The following is an 18,904-nucleotide window of genomic DNA, read 5'->3' as shown; positions in this document are numbered from 1 at the left end:
TTTTACCTAAATTCAATAGAGATGTCGTTAATGACACTAACAATAAAAAAATAATGGGTGAAAAAACTATATCTACATTCTCTTTTATACTCTTTTAATGGTCTGCTATTGTTTAATAGACCATGCAATGACTCAGCTGGGGATTTATAAATCATATTTTGACAATAAAAAGTGGTGTTTAGCAAACTATTATGTTGCAAGTCATTAGGTAATTTAAGGAAAACAAAAGAATAATCGTATCACGATTAAATAGTTTATTAACTGGTTGTTTTTATTATTGGTTTTTGTTTGTTAATCTGTTTTATGATTAACCAGCGTACTCCAATAATAACAATTGGGTAATGAGAATGTTGGCATAACAGGTTATGCCATGAAAGTAAGTATGTTAGCTCGTATGCTGCATATGAATCTGGAAAATTCTTTTTAGATTCAATTAGGATTCTCGCTCTTATATTTATTATTTGTGCGAAAAAATCATCATAAAAAATGAGGTAATGGAAATGCAAAAAACGAAACTTATTAAAGCCCTTTCACTGACTGCAGGTCTAGTGTTATCAACGAGTGCGTTATCAGCAACATGGAAAATGGCTGTTGGTGATGGCGGTGGCAGTGCTCAAGAGGCATTAGGTATTAAGTTTTCAGAAGTACTTGCTGAAAAGACCAATGACAAAATAACATCAACATTATTTGTTAATGGGCAGCTAGGTTCTGAACAAGCAACAGTGAATGACGTGGCATTAGGCACATTAGATATGTCAATCATCGCCGCTAACAACTTAGCACCTTTTAGTCCTTCTGTTGGTCTACTTTCTTTGCCATATATTTTTGAAAATATTGACCAAGCAGAAAAAGTGATTAACAGTGATATCGAAAAACGCCTAACTGAAACCACATTACAGCAAGCAAATGTACGTATCGTTGCTTGGAGCTATTCTGGTTTCCGTATGTTAACTAACTCAAAACGCCCTGTGAAAAATCTAGATGATTTGAAAGGCCTGTTTATTCGAGTGCCAAAAAGTGACCTGATCATTAAAACATATCAATCTTTTGGCGTTAACCCAACACCAGTTGCATGGTCTGAAACATTCACTGCACTACAGCAGCAAGTTGTTGATGGTCAAGAAACACCTTATGCAGCGATTTACTCAATGAAATTTGCTGAAATCCAAAAATACCTAACAGAGACACACTATTTATTTGCTCTTGAGCCGTTAATTATGTCTGAATCTCTTTTCCAGGACCAATCTAAAGAAGTACAACAAGCTATCTTAGAAGCAGGTAAAGAAGCGACTGAGTACAGTCTTTCTTGGATTAAAGAAAAAGAAAGCAGCATCAAAGAAGAGCTAGTGTCTAAATACGGCATGGAAATCGACCAGTTAGAAGATGAAGCTGAGTGGGTTAAAAAAGCACAAGCAGGTGTATGGCCTGAATTTTATGAGCAAGTAGGCGGTAAAGATAAAATTAATGAATTACTGAGCCTATTAGGTCGTGAAAAGATTTAAAAGGTAGTTTGAAAAGGAGTGGAAACACTCCTTTTTATTAGTGCAGATGACATTAGCATAACCACCTATTTTAAGAGCAAGGTGCTGCTCTCTCTCAAGGGAACAGGGACACAACAATGAAAATAATTTTAAAAATATTTGATAACTTAGAAAGCTATCTATGTAGGGCATTACTAGTAACTTTTGTTACTCTGCTTTTTGCTCAAATTCTCTCCCGCGAACTATTTGGTCATTCCATTACTTGGAGTGAAGAACTATCGGTTTATCTCTTCGTATGGTTTGTTTTTCTTGGTTCAAGTTACGCGGCAAAATTATCAGCACATAACCGTGTTACTTTTCACTACAAATGGTTACCACAGAAGCTTCGTACTTTTTGTGAGTTAGCTTCAGACCTATTATGGGTAAGCTTTAACAGCTACTTTATTTACCTAAGCTATGATTTTGTTTTTAACAGAATGAACTTGTTCTGGAAATCTCAAACGCTGGGTATCCCAATGAAATATATCTACTTAATTCTACCGATCGCCTTTGTGTTAATGACGATCCGTATCTTACAAGTTAACTACTTAAAATATATTAAAGGTGTTGAGGTGATTGACCCTGAATCACAAGAGATGAATGAGTTAATGAACCACGACATGCAAGAAGAATCTGCAATTGATGATGCACAGCAGAAAACTAATACAAGGAAGGGAGAATAACCTATGAGTGAAGCATCCATAGTAATGGTCCTATTTGGATCCTTCTTAGCCTTATTGATTTTGGGCGCACCGGTCATGGTGTCATTAGGTATTGCTGCTTTAGCATCATTTTTCTACCTAGATGAAAACCCAATTAAATTTGTACAAATCGCTTTTAACTCAGTGGGTTCTTTTCCACTAATGGCTTTACCTGCGTTTATATTAGCAGGTGCGTTGATGGAAGCTTCTGGCATATCCAAGCGATTAGTGACGCTAGCTGAAAGCTTTGCTGGCCCTGTAACAGGCGGTATGTCTGCGGCAGCTATCTTAGCGTGTATGTTCTTTGGCGCGATTTCAGGATCAGGTCCTGCGACAACTGCTGCGGTAGGAATGTTAATGATCCCTGCCATGGTAAACCGTGGTTACGACAAAGGTTATGCCTCAGCGGTGACAGCGTCATCAGGTGGTTTAGGGATTGTAATTCCACCTTCTATCCCTATGGTTATTTTCGGTATTTCAGCGTTGGGGTTAGCGGTGCCACTAGATGCGATCGCCAAACACGGTGAGTTCCAAAGCATCTCAATTCCAAAAATGTTTATTGCTGGTTTCTTACCTGGTGTGGTGATGTCTGTAGGTTTAATGACCTTAAACTACATTCAATGTCGTCGTTATGGCTTTAAAGGTAGCGGTGAAGGTTGGTCTGTTGCACAGATTGGTAAAGCAGCTCGAGACGGTATTTGGTCTATTTTAGCGCCATTAGTGATTCTAGGTGGTATTTACTCTGGTTTCTTTACCCCAACTGAGTCAGCTATTATTGCTATTTTCTATACTTTATTTGTAGGTATCTTTATCCATAAAGAGTTGAAAATAAAAGATCTGGTTCACTCGTTAGAAACAACAACTTGGTTATCTGGCCGCGTGTTATTAATCCTGTTCACTGCTACCGCTTTTGGTCGGATCTTAGTTGAAAATCAAATCCCAGGTATTGTGGCTGAATCAATGTTAAGTTTAACTGATAACCTATACTTAATTTGGTTATTGATTATTGCTTTCCTATTGTTTGTGGGTATGTTCATGGAAACTCTGGCGGCAATTATGATTTTAACGCCAGTATTGTTACCTGTTGCTTACACATTAGGCATTGACCCAGTACACTTTGGGATCGTGATGGTATGTAGCTTATCGATTGGTTTCTCAACACCACCATTGGGTGAGAACTTATTTGTTGCTTCAGGTATATCTGATACGCCTCTGGAAGAGGTAACGGCAAAAGCATTACCATTTGCATTAGTGTCTACGATTATGGTGATTATTATTGCCTACATACCGCAAATAGCCTTGACTATGCCAAGACTACTCGGATATTAAGTTGTTTAGTAGCCTGCTTTAGGTCAACTAAAGTAGGCTGACAATAAAGGGATAGATTATGTTTCAATTTGATAAAATTCTATACTGTACAGACTTATCGCAGGGCTCTAATGAGTGCTTTAAATACGCTGCGTTTTTAGCCAAAAAAACCGGGGCTGAAATACACGTATTACATGTTGTAGAAAAACTCTCTAGTGATGCAAGAATGGCGCTGGAAAGTTATGTGATGAATTCAGAACAACGTGCTGAAATGTTAGGATCGCGTAAGCGTCAAGCTAAAGCTAAGTTGGAAACTAAACAGGAAGATTTTTGGGCGCAAGTTTCTGATCCCGAAGATTTGGCGGTAAGAAAGCAGATAAAATCGATAAATATTATTGAATCTTTTCCTATGGAAGCGATTTTAAAAAATTCACGAGAGCGTGAAGTGGACTTAATTGTTATGGGGACGCATGAAAAAGGTTTTGTTGAAACCTTTTTAGGGAGTGTTGCAAGGAATGTTCTAGCACGTTCTCGTATCCCAGTGTTAGTCGTACCACTGAAAGAACGTAAACGATAACCTACCATTTCACTTCAAGCCAAGTTAATCAATTAACTTGGCTTTTTTATTTCTACCTTGCCGCCAACTTTTAAAAAATATAATGCCCATAGGAATACCAATCACTCTCATTTTTAGATCTATTTTACCAGGTAAGGTGTCAGTTCATGGAATCTTCATTCTCAATATTTTCAACGGCTATTTTATTGTTTTTTATACTGGATCCATTTGGTAGTGTGCCTTTGCTATTAAGTATCTTAAAAAACATAGATAAAAAACGACACTCTAAAATCATTATTCGTGAAATGTTGATTGGTTTGGCTATCTTGATCATATTCCTATTTTTTGGTGAGCAATTCTTAAGCCTGTTTCACTTAGAAACTCCTGCGATTAGTCTTGCTGGTGGTATTATTTTCTTTGTAATCGCTTTAAAAATGATTTTTCCTAGTCCTGGTGGGGGGACCTATTTGCTACTAGTAAAGGTGATGAGCCATTAGTGGTACCGATTGCTATACCGATGATCGCTGGCCCTGAGTGCTTTAGCTACTTTATTGGTATTAGCCAAAACAAATGCAGAGCATACAGGTGGTTTATTTACCGCTTTATTATTAGCTTGGGTATTAGCGGTACTGGTGTTGCTATGTTCACCACAGCTTTATAAAATATTAAAAGACAAAGGTTTAAAAGCCTTAGAGCGTTTAATGGGCATGCTGCTATTAATGATGTCGGTACAAATGTTCATCGATGCTACACGTGTCTTATTGCCGACTTTTTAAATTAATCTAACTTGTCTTATTTAGCCCTTAAATACTTGATCAAAGTTGGTCAAGGGCGCAACTTTGCTACAGGCTTGTTGGTGCCATTTGTTTTCATGTGCCACTAACCAAGTTTGTAAACTGTTATTAATAATAGCTTGGCTAACTTTTGCTTCCTGCAACTCATGATCTAAACACCATTCAATAGTCTTTTTTGACGTTTCTACACTCTGTAAAGGGGTGACCGCCGCGCAACTGATAATGCCAATATCGGCAATAAATTGTTGAAAAAGGTCATCACTACTTTCTCCAATGATATCGCGATCATTATGGCGTAAACGACCACCTGCAATCCAAGTTTCGATATGATCATAGTGTGACAAAATAGCCGCTGCTTCAAAGTTATTAGTGACGATACGTAATTGTTGATGTTGTCCAAGTTGTTCAGCGATCGCGGAAATGGTAGTGCCAATACCTAAAAAGACTGTACTGCCGTTGGGGATCTGTTGTGCTACTTGTGTAGCAATCTTATGTTTAACGTCGCTAAAGGAGGCTTTACGGGTTAGATAGTTACTGTTCTCCAAAGATGCTGGCACACTGACTCCACCATTTTGACGACGTGCTAAGCCGAGGTCACATAGTGCATTAATATCACGCGTGACAGTTTGTTTAGTGATTGAAAAGTCACTGGAAAGCTGATCTATAGAGCAATAATCCTGTTGAGTTAATCGCGTTAAAATATGATGTTGTCTATTGGATAGGTCAATATTCATATCCATTCCCCTTAGAAGCGTTGTGGCCAGTCGGTAATAATATTATCGACATGTAAAGGTCTAAGTGGTTCAATAAATAATGGGTCATTGACGGTATAACAATGTAGTTGGTAGCCAGCTTGTTTGATTATTAGTGCTTGTTCTTGTCTTAAAAAACGGTAATCACAATTGACGCTAAAAGCATAAATATCATCTAACATTTGTAGTGCGTTATCGGGTATTTTCTCCCATAACTGAGAGCGACGAATACTGGGTTTTAGGCGTTTTAATAATAATAAAGCTTGATGCTCAAAGCTCGAAAAAACTAATTGTCCTGTGGTGATTTTGCTGGCCTCTATGACCTCTACAACCTGTTTACAGAGGGCTAAAATATGTGCTTCATTTTGCACTTTTAATTCTATATTCAGGGTAATGCCATTTTGTCTAATCAATATCAGTACTTCGGCTAAAGTAGGGATCTTCTCATTTTCAAACTCATCGGAAAACCATAAACCGGCATCTAACTTCGCTAGTTCACTGTACTCAATATCTTGCACTAGACCTTGCCCATTAGTGCATCGATTAACATTAAAATCATGGAACACAATGGGCACACCATCTTTGCTGATCTGTACATCTATCTCTATTGACTTGGCACCTAATTCAATGGCTTTTTGAATGGCAGCTAAGGTATTTTCTGGGGCTACGCTAGACAAGCCTCGGTGTGCAGTAATTAACATAATTTTTATCCCCATCCTAAGTGTTAATACCAACCATACTTATTAACTGGGCTATTTTATTTATCAAAATAACTTATTCTTTTGCTGTGATTTTTATTAAGGAAACAATTCCTTAATAAAAATTCCGCCTTAAACTAAGCCATTTTTATTACGTAAAATTTACAGCACTTATTTAATAAAATTGATAAATACAGCTTCTCAAATAAGTATGACAAGGATGTGTCATCAAATGATCAATCTTTTTTAGCTTGAACTTTTTAACCTTCGAACAAAGTGACTGTTTTTAATGCTTAAAAAACTGGTGTAGCGCATTTATTAATTTGTATCCAAGTAAAGCAGGAGCTAAAGCTTTGGTTGTTTTAGGGAGCAGGTAGAGAGCCATCTTTAAGGTAGTTGTAGTGATCGACTCTGCAGAAGTTGGTGTGAGCAATTTGCTAAATTGTATTGATTGCATAGGGTGGTAAGTGAAGAGCCAATTTAAAGTGACTAAAAGCTTTGTCCGCGTAGCCAATATGTATAACTAATTACACTACTTTAGATCCAGGTAGAGAATACTTTGTCAGCTAGTTAATTACCTGTTACAAACCCTGCATAAACCAAGTTTACGATGGGCTTGTAACCTTAAATCATTAAGCGGTCAAACTAACAAAACTATTCGCCATACCTAACAATGCAACTACGACCATGACAGGTAAAGCAAAGCTTTTTAATGAAGCTGGTGGTTTTTTATTAAACAGGTATTGACCGTATTTTACCGCGACGAGTGCTGGTAAAATTAAGATTAATATTGCCATTGGTAAGGTGCTATCAGTTAATCCTCCAGCGATCAGAGAGAGTACGGTAAGGCCTTCACTTGCAATAAAAAAGAGAATCATGGTGGCACGTTGAGTACTAGTGCTTAGTTGACTAGACAACATGTAATACACAATCATTGGGCCACCAATAGAAGCACTTGCTGTACCTGCACCCGCTGCCACACCAAAGCCGATTTTACTGCTGTTCTTCTCGGCATTAAAAGGCCTAAAATTAGAAAAAAGTAATACCGCTAATCCAAGGATGGCTAAACAGATAAGCAGTTTTAAGATTTCTGCTGGAATGAATAATAAAAAGCAATAGCCTATCGGTAGGCCTAAGATGGCACCGATAATAAGTTTTCGGAGAGTAGGGAAGTCTGCTTGTTTAACCGCTTGTTTCCATAGGTTAATACTACATAGCACATCCAGAGATAGTACAATTGCGACACTCTGTTGTGGTTCAAAAAGAAATTTAAACCGACCACTGCAATCACGGCAAAGCCAAAACCACTATAGCCTCGGACAATCGCAGCAAATATCACAATAGGCATTACATACCAAATCTGTTCCACTTATCTTCCTTAATATTAATTATTTTCGAGGCTACTATCCTTGTATTCGAAGCGTAAGAGTAGGGCCAGAAATGATTAATTGTAGAGCCATGTTTTTGGTTAAATTAGTCAATGCCTAAGGTAAAAATCTGGCACTATCGAAAAGCTTAGTTGGTGCTAAGGAAAGACTTTCATTCTGAGTTAATGTGAAATGGACGATATTTATACGGATTACCTTATCAAGTAGAGGGGTATGACATACTATTTCAAGGAGAAGGGTAGATGGAAGCACAAACACGCACATTAATCGAACGAGACCGTAACCATGTATGGCATCATTTAAGTCAACATAGCGTATTAAAAAACCAAGATCCATTGGTCATGGTAAAAGGCGAAGGATCTCGCGTTTGGGATGCTAAGGGAAACAGTTATCTTGATGCTTCTTCTGGTGGTGTATGGTGTGTAAACGTTGGCTACGGACGTACCGAAATCGCAGATGCGGTACGTGACCAAATTGCTAAACTTAATTTCTTTGCGAGTACTGCTGGAACTGAACCAGCGGCTGAATTTTCTGAAAAATTATTAGAAAAAATGCCTGGTTTAAGTCGTGTTTATTATGCAAGCTCAGGCTCTGAAGCGAATGAAAAAGCGTTTAAAATTGTACGTCAAATCTCTCAACAAAAATACGGTGGCAAGAAACATAAAATATTATATCGCGAACGTGATTATCATGGGTCGACGATTGGTGCCTTAAGTGCTACTGGACAAGAAGAGCGTCGCCAACATTATGGCCCATTTGCATCTGGGTTTGTTGAATTTCCGCACTGCTGCGAATACCGCAGTCAATTTGGTGACGTCGCTGATTATGGTGTTTTAGCGGCAAAAGAATTAGAAAAAGTGATTTTAAGAGAAGGGCCAGATACGGTTGGCGCTGTTATTTTTGAACCCATCACTGCGGGTGGAGGTGTGATCACACCTCCTGAGGGGTACTGGCCTGCAGTGATGGAAATTTGTAAAAAATATAACGTGTTAGTGCATATCGATGAAGTGGTATGTGGGATGGGTAGGACCGGTGAATGGTTTGGTTATCAGCACTACGGTATTAAACCTGACATAGTGACGTTAGCAAAAGGTGTAGCATCGAGTTATGCGGCTATTTCATGTCTAGTGACCACTGAAGCTATTTTTGAAGAGTTTTTATCTGATGGGCCAGACCGTGAAATGTACTTTCGAGATGTTAGTACTTATGCTGGTTGTACTGCTGGTCCAGCAGCAGCTTTAGCAAATTTAGAAATTTTAGAAAGAGAAAACCTCGTTGAAAATTGTGCAGTAATGGGCGACTACTTACTGGAAAAGTTTCATGGTTTAGCGGAAAAACATGCCATTATTGGTGATGTTCGCGGTAAAGGTTTGTTATTAGGTCTTGAATTAGTCAGTGATAGAGAACTTAAAACTCCTGTAGCAGAAGCGGTAACAGTTAAAATTGCAGGGGCATGCATGCAAAAGGATTAATTATTGGGCGCACTAACCGTTCATTTAAATACCTAAATAATACCCTGTGTTTTTGCCCGGTATTAACCTTAACGCATGAAGAAGCTGATTTTATTGTAGATACTTTAGATGCTGTATTTGCAGAGTTTACAGACCTTTAATTTTATTAATAACCCTATCTAGGCGGGATTAATAACAGTAAGGTAAAAGTTGTTATTTAACTTTGTCTTACTGGTCTCTATTATAGGTGTTCAGGTTTTATATTAAGCAACCGAACACCTTCTCATTTGTATTTTTAAGGAATTTCATATGACTGCATCACAACGTCCTGTAGTACTTATTACTGGCGCAACTGCTGGCTTTGGTTTAGCAACAGCGAAAAAATTTGCCCAGCAGGGTTATCCTCTTGTTATCACTGGCCGAAGAGAAGAGCGTCTAAAGGCATTAAGTGAAGAGTTATCACCTTTAACTAGTGTTTATTATGCGGTATTAGATGTACGTAGCAGTGAAGCGGTTGCTGAGTTTACTAACAACCTACCTGAAGCGTTCAAACAAGTGGCTATTTTAGTAAATAATGCTGGCCTTGCATTAGGTGCTGAGCCAGCTGACCAAGCAAAACTTTCTGATTGGCATACTATGATCGATACCAATGTCACTGGTTTAGTGAATGTAACTCATAGCTTCTTATCAACATTAAAAGCACAGCCTTCTTCGACAATTATTAATTTGGCAAGTATTGCAGGTAATTGGGCGTACCCCGGAAGCCATGTATACGGTGCAAGTAAAGCTTTTGTTGCACAGTTCTCGCGTAATTTACGTAGTGATTTTGCAGGCACAGGTATTCGTGTAACAAGCTTGGAGCCAGGTATGGCGGAAAGTGAGTTTAGTCTTGTTCGATTTAATGGTGACCAAGATAAATATGATCAAATCTATCAAGGTGCCAACGCGATTCAGCCAGAAGATATTGCAGATATTATTTTATGGATAGCGGAGCAGCCTGCGCACCTTAACATCAACAGTTTAGAAGTGATGCCAACATCACAGGCGTGGGATAACTTTAAAATTGTGAAAAAATAAAGACACCAAATGATTGATAGACCTTAATGGTTGAGGTCTATCAACTTAGTGCTGATCACTCCATTAATTGGGAATATTGATGGTAGTGAGGTATTTTACTTCTTCCATGACGACATAGGTTTTAGAGCTTTTAATATTAGGCAGTGATAATAATGTTTCGCTGAGTACCTTTCGATAAGCTGACATATCTGCAACTCGAGTTTTCAGGAGATAATCAAAATCCCCAGAAACAAGGTGGCATTCTAAAATTGAATCGAGTTGTTTTGCCGCTTCATTAAAGCGTTCAAATACATCAGGGCTAGAGCGTTTTAAAGTTAACTCGATGTAAACTAATAAAGAGGCGCCTAAATGCTCTGGGTCCAATAAGGCAGTATAGGACTGAATCACCTTTTGCTTTTCTAAACGTTTAACTCGCTCTAAACAAGGCGTTGGGCTTAACCCTACTTTTTGAGATAACTCTACATTCGAAATTCGGCCATTTTTTTGCAATTCTCGTAATATATTTCTGTCTATCCTATCTAGTGACATAAACTGCATCCTTTCAATATTGTAAAATTATTAACTGCCATAAAAACGATAAGTAACATTATAAACTATAGGGATATAAAAAAACAAAAAATAGAGTGAATAAAACTATTTATTAAACTTTATACTATCGATAACGCTTATTTATTAAACAATCAGTAATTATCATTCTAAGGAGCAGTAAATGATTATCGGTGTACCTAAAGAGATTAAAATTCACGAGTACCGTGTTGGTATGACACCCGCTAGTGTTAAAGAAGTTACATCAGCAGGGCATACGGTTTATATTCAACAATCAGCAGGTCAGGGTATTGCCTGTAGTGACCAAGAATATATTGATGCAGGTGCACAAATACTCGCAACGGCTGAAGAGGTCTTTGCTCAATCAGAGATGATTGTAAAAGTAAAAGAACCATTAGCTGTTGAGCGCGCTATGTTACGCCCTGATCAATTATTATTCACCTACCTACATTTAGCGCCTGATCCGACACAAACTCAAGATCTCATTGACAGTAAAGCCGTGTGTATCGCTTATGAAACGGTAACCAGTGATAACGGCAGTTTACCTTTATTAGCTCCAATGTCGGAAGTAGCTGGACGTATGTCTATTCAAGCTGGTGCCGCCTGTTTAGAAAAATCACATGGTGGTGTCGGTTTATTATTAGGTGGTGTGGCAGGTGTTGCACCTGCTAAAGTTGTAATTATTGGTGGTGGAGTTGTTGGTTGCAACGCGGCACAAATGGCTATCGGGTTAGGGGCTGATACCACTATCGTTGATAACAATATTGATACCTTACGTAAAGTAAATGCACAGTTTGGCTCAACTATTAAAACGGCTTATTCCAATAAATATAACCTTGAATCATTAGTGTTAGATGCTGATTTAGTGATTGGTGGAGTATTAATTCGGGTGCAGCAGCGCCTAAATTAGTCAGCGCAGAAATGATTAAAAAAATGCGTGCTGGCTCAGCAGTGGTGGATGTTGCCATTGACCAAGGTGGATGTTTTGCTACTTCTAAAGCAACTACGCATAGTGAGCCAACTTATATTGTTGACGAGGTTGTGCATTACTGCGTCGCCAATATGCCAGGAGCTGTTGCTCGAACCTCTGCATTTGCGCTTAATAATGCAACATTGCCGTATATATTGCGCTTTGCTAAGTTAGGTTATAAAGAGGCTTTATTAGCTGATAAACACTTAAAAAATGGTTTAAACGTGATGCATGGTAAAGTCACTAACCTGAGTGTATCTGAAAGCTTAAATATTCCTTATGTATCACCAGATGATGCACTCGCGACACCTTTTTCTGCTTAAAAAATATGCCCACGTAAAGTGGGCATATTTATCTTTTCTTATTAGTTTTAACGCTAGCCTGCGATATTCACAACCACACGTCCGCGAACTTTACCTTGAATAAGTTGTTCAGCAGTATCAATGGTCTCTTCTAAAGTGATCTCTTTAGCAATATAATCAAATACTGATGTATCTAATATATTTGCTAATCGTTCCCAAGCTTCAACTCTGTCTGCTGTTGGACGCATTACACTATCAATACCAGCTAAAGTAATACCTCGTAGAATAAATGGCATCACAGTGGTTGGTAAATCCATCCCCTGTGCTAAACCACAAGCGGCAACGACACCCCCATATTTAAGGCTTGCACAAACATTAGCAAGTGTATGGCTACCAGCTGCATCGATAGCTGCAGCCCAACGCTCTTTGGCTAGTGGGCGACCAGGCTCGCTTAATAATGCACGGTCAATCACTTCTGATGCACCTAGTTTAGTAAGGTACTCAGCTTGATCCATACGCCCCGTTGAAGCGACGACTTGATAACCTAATTTTGCTAAAATACTAATGGCAAAACTACCCACACCACCATTTGCACCTGTTACTAAAATCTCTCCGCTATCGGGGGTAATACCGTGTTTTTCTAATGCAATTACACATAACATCGCTGTGTAGCCAGCAGTACCAATAGACATAGCCTGACGAGCAGAAAATGCCTTAGGTAAAGGAATTAGCCAATCGCTTTTTAATCGCGCTTTTTCAGCTAAGCCACCGCAATGTACTTCGCCGACACCATAGCCGTTGAGTAGTACCTGATCACCCACTTTAAATTGTTCACTCTCGGTCTCTTCTACTGTACCAACCAGATCGATGCCAGGTACCATAGGGAAGTTGCGAACAACCGGCCCTTTACCGGTAATGGCCAATGCATCTTTATAGTTTAGCGTGCTATAAGCGACTTTGATGGTCACATCACCCTCTGGTAACACACTCTCTTCAATTTGTTGTAAAGCAGAACGGTATCCTTGTTCATCTTTTTCAATTAAAACGCCTTTGAACATATATTGCTCCTATTAGACCGATCGTCTATTAAGGTTGAAAATAAATTTTAGCGAGGTAGTCCCGCCATAAAATGATGAAAATAGTTATCTATTGGTGTTGCATCTTGTGTTAAACGTGTTCGGCTTACAGCACCTTCCCAACCAATCCAGAAGTATTCTGCTAGCTTTTGTGTGTCTGCACTTTGCGATAGATCATGGTTTGCTTTAGCAAGCTCTAAACACTCTGCTATGCGGTTTTGCCATGCCTGAAAAACATCACTTAAGACTGGTCTGAAGCTTTCAGGTAATAAATCAACTTCTTGTCCTAAATTACCAATCAAGCAACCGCGTTTAAACTGATGATGCGCTAACCCTGATTTAGCGTTCTCAACAAAGTTAGCGATACGAGTGAATGCTGGATAATTCTCGTCTAATAAGTACGTGTCTAACTTGTGAGCAAAGTAGTTTGCATAGCTTTCAATTACCGCTAAACCAAAGGCTTCTTTACTGGTGAAGTAATGGTAAAAAGATCCTTTAGGCACACCAACTTTCTTTAAAATAGGGTCAATCCCTGAGGCGGAAAATCCACTTTCAGTGAGTTGTTCGAGGCCACTACGTATTAATTCTGCACGTGTATCTCGGTTATCCGCTTGATTTTTTGGTGGTCTACCACGACGTGGTTTAGTGATTGATGTTGTCATAATTAATATAATAGACCGATCGTCTAGTTAATTCAAAATATTTATTAAAAATATTGATAATGAAAGGAGGGTACCCTCGGAAGAGGGATTAAGGCTCTAGTCGGTAGTTTTCTGTGTAGTCTAAAAACTTTTGACCGGGCATCGGTTTACTGAAGTAATAGCCTTGTACATAGTCACAGCCTAACTCATTTAAAATATTGAGTTGTTCACTGATCTCTACACCTTCGGCAACCACTTTTAAACCTAGGCTATGGGCAATGGCAATACTTGCTTTAACCAAGTCTCGGTCTTCTTTATTGATGGTAATACCGTTCACAAAGCTTCTATCAACTTTGAGTACATCAAAGTGATATTGGCGCAAATAACTGAGTGAAGAGTAACCAGTACCAAAGTCATCCATCGATAATTTCACACCTAGCTCTTGTAACCCTACTAACGCATCCGTGATATAGGACTGGCCAGTCATTAAGACACCTTCAGTGATTTCTAACTCTAAATTTTCAGGGTTAAGATTAGCGTTTTCTAAGGCGTCATTAATCACTTTAAGCAAGTTTTTATCTCGAAATTGACGAGGAGATAAGTTGACGGCCATTACAAAGTCACTTTTTTGTTGTGTTTGCCATCTATTTAAAAAGTTAAGTGACTCATTAATAACATATTGGCCAATGGGAACAATTAAGCCAGTTTGCTCTGCAATTGGAATAAACTCATCAGGAAATACATTACCTAAAGCAGAGTTATGCCAACGTAATAAGGCTTCTGCACCAATAACTTTTTGTGTTTTTGAGTCAAACTGAGGCTGGTAAAATACTTCGAATTCGTTGCGCTCAAGTGCATTACGCATCTGCTCTTCTACTTCAAACCTACGTATCATGGCGGTATTCATCTCTTTTGTGAAAAAAGAGTATGCATTTCGCCCTAAGGTTTTAGCTTGGTACATAGCGGTATCTGCATTACGTAATAGGTCTGAAACAGTTGTTCCATTATCAGGGGCAACGGCGACCCCTAGGCTTAAGGTAATGATTAATTCACGACCATCAATATGAAAGGGGGCTCGGAAGACTTCTAATAAACTTTGAGCGATTGTTTTAATGCTATTGTCATCGTGTAACGCTGAAGATAATAGAATAAATTCATCACCGCCTAATCGTCCCACCGTATCTGTTTTTCGTATCGCGTTGGTTAAGCGAGTGGCGGCTTCAATAAGTAACTTATCGCCCACTTCATGCCCTAAAGAGTCATTTACTTTTTTAAAATCATCTAGATCCAAAAAGAACACTGCGACTTTTTCTTCATTTCGCTCTGCATCGTGAAGCATCTGCGATAACCTATCTAGAGATAGAAAACGGTTTGGTAAGGAGGTCAGAGTGTCATAATAAGCATGTTGTTTAATCGCTTGTGAGGTTTGATGTTGTCTCTGTGATATCTCGCACTATGATCAATATTTGCTCGTAATCAGGCAAATAGTTAATACGTGCTTCAAAATAGGTTAAACCATGATCCAATATCAATTCATATTCAAAAGTCACAGAAGTAGATTCTTTGAGGACTTTATTAATGTGTATTTTAAATTTTTTGGCTACGTCTGCAGGTAATACATCTTTAATTTCAAGACCAATAAATTTCGCAGGTGGCTTGTATAAGTTTTTTCACTACCAGCGTAATAATCTATAATTTTGGTACTTTTTTCTACTAAGAAAAATAGATCTGGTGTGGCGTCGAAGATGGTTTGCAGCATATGTTCTTTAAAAGAAACTTGTGCCTGTGCATCCTTAGTTTCTGCCATATCAATATCAACGCAATACATTTGTTTTTTATCATGTTGATTTGTAAACATAACATGGCTAGAAAACACCTCTACATCAGCGCCATCTTTGTCATGAAGAGTTATTTCTGCTGCAGGAATTTCTATGCCTTTTTGGACCCAATCACGATGTGCGTTAATCACAAACTCACTCATATCCTTGGGGATAATTAGGTCTTCAATTTTTTGTCCGATCGCTTCTTCTTCGGTGTAACCATAAATTATTTCACTACCTCTATTCCAATAAATAACTCGACGATCTTCGTTATAACCCTGAACAGAAATAGCATCCACTGCATCGAATAACTGATGTAATGGATCATTCAGAATTGCTTTTTCTAGAAGTTCGTATTTATTGATTGATTTCATAGTTCTCGTAATAAAACTTAGAGCATAATAACACTATAGTTAATTGGTTATTATTTTTCAGATAAAAGTGAAAATTTATGAGCCAGGTTGCTATTACCAGACCCAAAATATGAAATTTTGATGATACTTACTTTTGGGTATAAGTAAACTAACCTTCTAATATTCTGATTGAAATCGCAGCAGCAGATGTTCGATTATCAACGCCTAATTTCTTATATATTTGTTCTAAATGCTTATTTACGGTGCGTGGGCTCATGGTTAATATTTGTGATATCTCCCAACTGGTCTTACCATAGGAAACCCAATACAAAACTTCTGACTCTCGTTTTGTAATAGGTAATTGTTGTTGTAAGTCGGTCGCTGATTTTTGTGTTTTATTTTGCACAATACGTAACAGGTGCATCTGTTGTTGTTGGCGTTCGTAGGCAATACTGATTTTGTTAGCAAAACAATTAACGATTAATTCAGTCTTTGTATCATTGCTTAGCCATTTTTCTATTAACGGGGCAAGTGTCGCCCAAGGGCTGGCATCATCTTTCGATACTTGATCAATTAATTCATGAACATGAGGTGTTGCCCAAGATAAACGTCCTACAGGGCTAACACAGAATACTGTCTTACCTGCATGATCTAATGCATCCTGTGCACTGAGTGCTAGTTTTGCCGTTTCAATATGGCGTTTGATACGAACGATAACTTCATCGGGAGAGATAGGTTTAGTCACATAGTCAACCCCGCCCGCTTCAATACCTTTCACAATATCTTCTACATCAGTTAAGCCAGTCATAAAAATAATCGGAGTATTGGGGAGTAACTCTTTTAAGCGGCGACATGTTTCAAAGCCATCCATTTCTGGCATCATTGCATCTAATAATACCACGTCAGGCGGTACTTTCTCTGCGATTGCTAATGCTTGTTGACCACTTAATGCAACTAGTGCCGTGTAGCCTTGGCTATTTAAAGCAACATTAAGCATACCTAATGACTCTGGTGAATCATCAACCACCAGCACCACATCACTACTATTATGATCCATCATTTAACTCATTTAAATATTCAATTATTTTCGGGAAATTACACACTTCAACATATTCAATAATTTGTGATTCGCTTCCAGCTGGATAACAATACTCATCTTTTATTTCATCAAACTTATGTTTAAATCCGGATAAATAACCAATTTCTGCCATTGCTATTAAGGCTTCATATTGCTCAGTCCCTAGATTAGGTTTGTGGTCTTGAGTTTGTTTATCTTCAAGTTGATTATCGGTTCGCTTGTATTGCCATTGTAAGTCTAACAATTGTGCTATTTTTCCTAATAATGCATCTAAATTAAGTGGTTTGGCAATATATCCATCATGGTAACCTTCTGCTTGTTGATTATATTCTGCATCTCGTGCATTAGCTGACAACATTAGTATTGGCATATGGAAATGCTGCTCACGTAGTGTTTTAACCATTTGCCAGCCATTGATATTAGGCATTTGTACATCCATTAAAATCAGGTCAACTTTTTGCTGCTGTAGTTGTTGGTATCCTTGCTCTGCATCTTCTGCTAATAATATGTTGAATCCAATCGGTGATAAAAGATCTGCCATTAATTCTCGTTGATTTAAGTTGTCATCAACAACCAGAATCGATTGTATTGGGCCATCATAGCCAATCGCTTCTGATTTGGTTAATTCAGGCTCTTTGGGATCTTTATGCAGTTTGAATAACATTAAACGGAAATTAAAGGTACTGCCTTTTCCGAGTTGACTATTAAGGGTTATCTCACCGCCCATTAATTCAGCCAGAGAACGTGAAATGGTTAGGCCTAACCCTGTTCCACCAGTTGATTGAGATTGTGAATGGCGAATTTGCTCAAAGGGCTTGAAAATAATCTCTTGATCATCAAGTGCAATTCCAGCACCAGTATCAATCACACTAAAACTTGCCACTTCACTGCGATAGGTGACTTTAAAGGTCACAGAACCCTGCTCGGTAAATTTAATTGCATTGGAGATTAAGTTAATGAGGATTTGTCTAAAGCGTTGTTTATCCGTTGCTACATAATCAGGTAAGTTTGGGCTACTGATATAGTTGAATTTAATGCCTTTTTTACTGGCTTGCATCTGAAACATATCTACTAATTGCTGCAAGATAGCTTTTAAATTAAATTCATCGCGCTGTAATGTAACGCGACCTGCTTCAATCTTAGATATCTCTAATAAGCTCTCAATTAAATCAGCTAAGTGTTGCCCATTACGACGAATAATGGCGATGGTTTCTTGTTGCTTTGGTGGAAGGGCTTGGTCACGTAACAGGAGTTGTGCATAACCTAGCAGTACATTTAAAGGGGTACGAAGTTCATGGCTTAATGCTGCTAAATAACGACTTTTAGCTTGGTTGGCTGATTCGGCAATCTCTTTTGCATTTTGCAGTGCAGATGAAGTCGTTTCATGCGCATCAACCTCTTTAGCCAGTGCCTTAGTTTGTGACCGAAGTTCTTTTAGCGCATTTTGATTACCGTCACGAGCCAGAATAAATAACCAACTAATAATGCCGATAATAATGATTAACAGAAAAAATGTTTTAATCAGGGTGTTAGCAAACACCTGTTTTACTTGCTCATCTTCAAGCGGAACTTGCAGGTACACCAGAAATAAAATAGTGGCACTGATCAAGCTTAATACTAAGGTTAACGCAATAAACTGGGTTAACGGTGTGGTTAGCATTTTTAAGACCTTTTCACTGACAAATCGAGTAAAGAAATCGTGTGCCTGTTGTGAAATCGTTGCATGAGGGCGACACTGGTCTGCACAACGTACGTCTAGGCTGCAACATAAAGAGCAGATAGCTTTACCGTAAGCAGGGCAGAAGGTCATATCTTCTTGGTCAAAGCTATTTTCACAGATATGGCATTCACAAAATTGTGTTATCTCTAACTC

The 18,904-nt window shown here is 38.4% G+C and carries 17 protein-coding genes and 3 pseudogenes; 11 read left to right on the top strand and 9 right to left on the bottom strand.

Features of this window, described 5'->3' with window-relative positions:
- Nucleotides 1-500: 500 nt before the first annotated feature.
- The 7 genes from ACLKL2_RS09760 (at nt 501) to ACLKL2_RS09730 (ending at nt 4,861) form a co-directional block, all read left to right on the top strand.
- Nucleotides 501-1,502 carry a TRAP transporter substrate-binding protein gene (locus tag ACLKL2_RS09760; protein WP_413691441.1) on the top strand — a complete coding sequence of 334 codons (1,002 nt, stop codon included), beginning with the start codon at nt 501-503 and terminating at the stop codon, nt 1,500-1,502.
- Between the two features lie 116 nt (nt 1,503-1,618).
- The gene (locus tag ACLKL2_RS09755; RefSeq protein ID WP_413691440.1) at nt 1,619-2,203 is read left to right on the top strand and encodes a TRAP transporter small permease; all 585 of its coding nucleotides are present in this window, start codon (nt 1,619-1,621) and stop codon (nt 2,201-2,203) included.
- Between the two features lie 3 nt (nt 2,204-2,206).
- Nucleotides 2,207-3,550 (top strand): TRAP transporter large permease, encoded by a 1,344-nt coding sequence (locus ACLKL2_RS09750; protein ID WP_413691438.1) that lies wholly within the window; start codon nt 2,207-2,209, stop codon nt 3,548-3,550.
- A 58-nt stretch (nt 3,551-3,608) separates the two neighbouring features.
- Nucleotides 3,609-4,106 (top strand): universal stress protein, encoded by a 498-nt coding sequence (locus ACLKL2_RS09745; protein ID WP_220149628.1) that lies wholly within the window; start codon nt 3,609-3,611, stop codon nt 4,104-4,106.
- A 146-nt stretch (nt 4,107-4,252) separates the two neighbouring features.
- Nucleotides 4,253-4,582 carry a MarC family protein gene (locus ACLKL2_RS09740; protein WP_413691437.1) on the top strand — a complete coding sequence of 110 codons (330 nt, stop codon included), beginning with the start codon at nt 4,253-4,255 and terminating at the stop codon, nt 4,580-4,582.
- Between the two features lie 20 nt (nt 4,583-4,602).
- Nucleotides 4,603-4,746 (top strand): hypothetical protein, encoded by a 144-nt coding sequence (locus ACLKL2_RS09735; protein ID WP_413694294.1) that lies wholly within the window; start codon nt 4,603-4,605, stop codon nt 4,744-4,746.
- On the top strand, nt 4,718-4,861 hold the full coding sequence (locus ACLKL2_RS09730; protein WP_413691436.1) for a MarC family protein: 144 nt from the start codon (nt 4,718-4,720) through the stop codon (nt 4,859-4,861). The genes ACLKL2_RS09735 and ACLKL2_RS09730 overlap by 29 nt, the downstream gene beginning before the upstream one ends.
- 20 nt (nt 4,862-4,881) lie before the next feature.
- Here ACLKL2_RS09730 and ACLKL2_RS09725 read toward each other — a convergent pair whose 3' ends face one another.
- The 3 genes and pseudogenes from ACLKL2_RS09725 to ACLKL2_RS09715 all read right to left on the bottom strand — a co-directional run.
- A complete protein-coding gene (locus tag ACLKL2_RS09725) occupies nt 4,882-5,613 on the bottom strand; it encodes a DeoR/GlpR family DNA-binding transcription regulator (protein ID WP_413691434.1) in 732 nt (243 codons plus the stop codon).
- An 11-nt stretch (nt 5,614-5,624) separates the two neighbouring features.
- Nucleotides 5,625-6,332: a glycerophosphodiester phosphodiesterase family protein gene (locus ACLKL2_RS09720; RefSeq protein WP_113817788.1), complete on the bottom strand. Its 708-nt coding sequence runs from the start codon at nt 6,330-6,332 to the stop codon at nt 5,625-5,627.
- A 629-nt stretch (nt 6,333-6,961) separates the two neighbouring features.
- Nucleotides 6,962-7,582 (bottom strand): annotated as a pseudogene (locus ACLKL2_RS09715) (sulfite exporter TauE/SafE family protein); the annotation flags it as partial.
- A gap of 377 nt (nt 7,583-7,959) precedes the next feature.
- On the opposite strand from ACLKL2_RS09715, the gene ACLKL2_RS09710 reads away from it, so the two are divergent.
- From ACLKL2_RS09710 to ACLKL2_RS09700, 3 genes are all read left to right on the top strand, one after another.
- Entirely contained in the window at nt 7,960-9,189 is a 1,230-nt protein-coding gene (locus ACLKL2_RS09710) for an aspartate aminotransferase family protein (protein ID WP_413691432.1), read from the top strand.
- Nucleotides 9,171-9,329: a hypothetical protein gene (locus tag ACLKL2_RS09705; protein WP_413691431.1), complete on the top strand. Its 159-nt coding sequence runs from the start codon at nt 9,171-9,173 to the stop codon at nt 9,327-9,329. Before ACLKL2_RS09710 ends, ACLKL2_RS09705 begins: the two co-directional genes overlap by 19 nt.
- A 148-nt stretch (nt 9,330-9,477) precedes the next feature.
- Nucleotides 9,478-10,245, top strand: coding sequence for an SDR family NAD(P)-dependent oxidoreductase (locus ACLKL2_RS09700; RefSeq protein WP_113817791.1), 768 nt, complete (start codon nt 9,478-9,480; stop codon nt 10,243-10,245).
- Between the two features lie 63 nt (nt 10,246-10,308).
- Here the strand turns inward: ACLKL2_RS09700 and lrp are convergent, their stop codons facing one another.
- Nucleotides 10,309-10,773: a leucine-responsive transcriptional regulator Lrp gene (gene lrp, locus ACLKL2_RS09695; protein WP_113817792.1), complete on the bottom strand. Its 465-nt coding sequence runs from the start codon at nt 10,771-10,773 to the stop codon at nt 10,309-10,311.
- Nucleotides 10,774-10,954: 181 nt separating this feature from the next.
- Between lrp and ald the strand changes: the two are divergent.
- Nucleotides 10,955-12,084, top strand: a pseudogene (gene ald / locus ACLKL2_RS09690) (alanine dehydrogenase).
- Between the two features lie 53 nt (nt 12,085-12,137).
- On the opposite strand, the gene ACLKL2_RS09685 reads toward ald, so the two are convergent.
- The 5 genes and pseudogenes from ACLKL2_RS09685 to ACLKL2_RS09665 form a co-directional block, all read right to left on the bottom strand.
- A complete protein-coding gene (locus ACLKL2_RS09685) occupies nt 12,138-13,121 on the bottom strand; it encodes an MDR family oxidoreductase (RefSeq protein WP_413691429.1) in 984 nt (327 codons plus the stop codon).
- Between the two features lie 47 nt (nt 13,122-13,168).
- The gene (locus ACLKL2_RS09680; protein WP_413691428.1) at nt 13,169-13,801 is read right to left on the bottom strand and encodes a TetR/AcrR family transcriptional regulator; all 633 of its coding nucleotides are present in this window, start codon (nt 13,799-13,801) and stop codon (nt 13,169-13,171) included.
- 88 nt (nt 13,802-13,889) lie between these two features.
- Nucleotides 13,890-15,974 (bottom strand): annotated as a pseudogene (locus ACLKL2_RS09675) (EAL domain-containing protein).
- 148 nt (nt 15,975-16,122) lie between these two features.
- Nucleotides 16,123-17,013 (bottom strand): response regulator transcription factor, encoded by an 891-nt coding sequence (locus tag ACLKL2_RS09670; protein ID WP_309472376.1) that lies wholly within the window; start codon nt 17,011-17,013, stop codon nt 16,123-16,125.
- Entirely contained in the window at nt 17,000-18,841 is a 1,842-nt protein-coding gene (locus ACLKL2_RS09665) for an ATP-binding response regulator (RefSeq protein ID WP_413691426.1), read from the bottom strand. Before ACLKL2_RS09665 ends, ACLKL2_RS09670 begins: the two co-directional genes overlap by 14 nt.
- Nucleotides 18,842-18,904: the final 63 nt, after the last annotated feature.

This window comes from Psychromonas sp. KJ10-2 (assembly GCF_047323255.1).
GTDB lineage: Bacteria > Pseudomonadota > Gammaproteobacteria > Enterobacterales > Psychromonadaceae > Psychromonas.
Note: the sequence above shows the minus strand (reverse complement) of the source record. Positions and strands in the feature narration are given on the sequence as shown.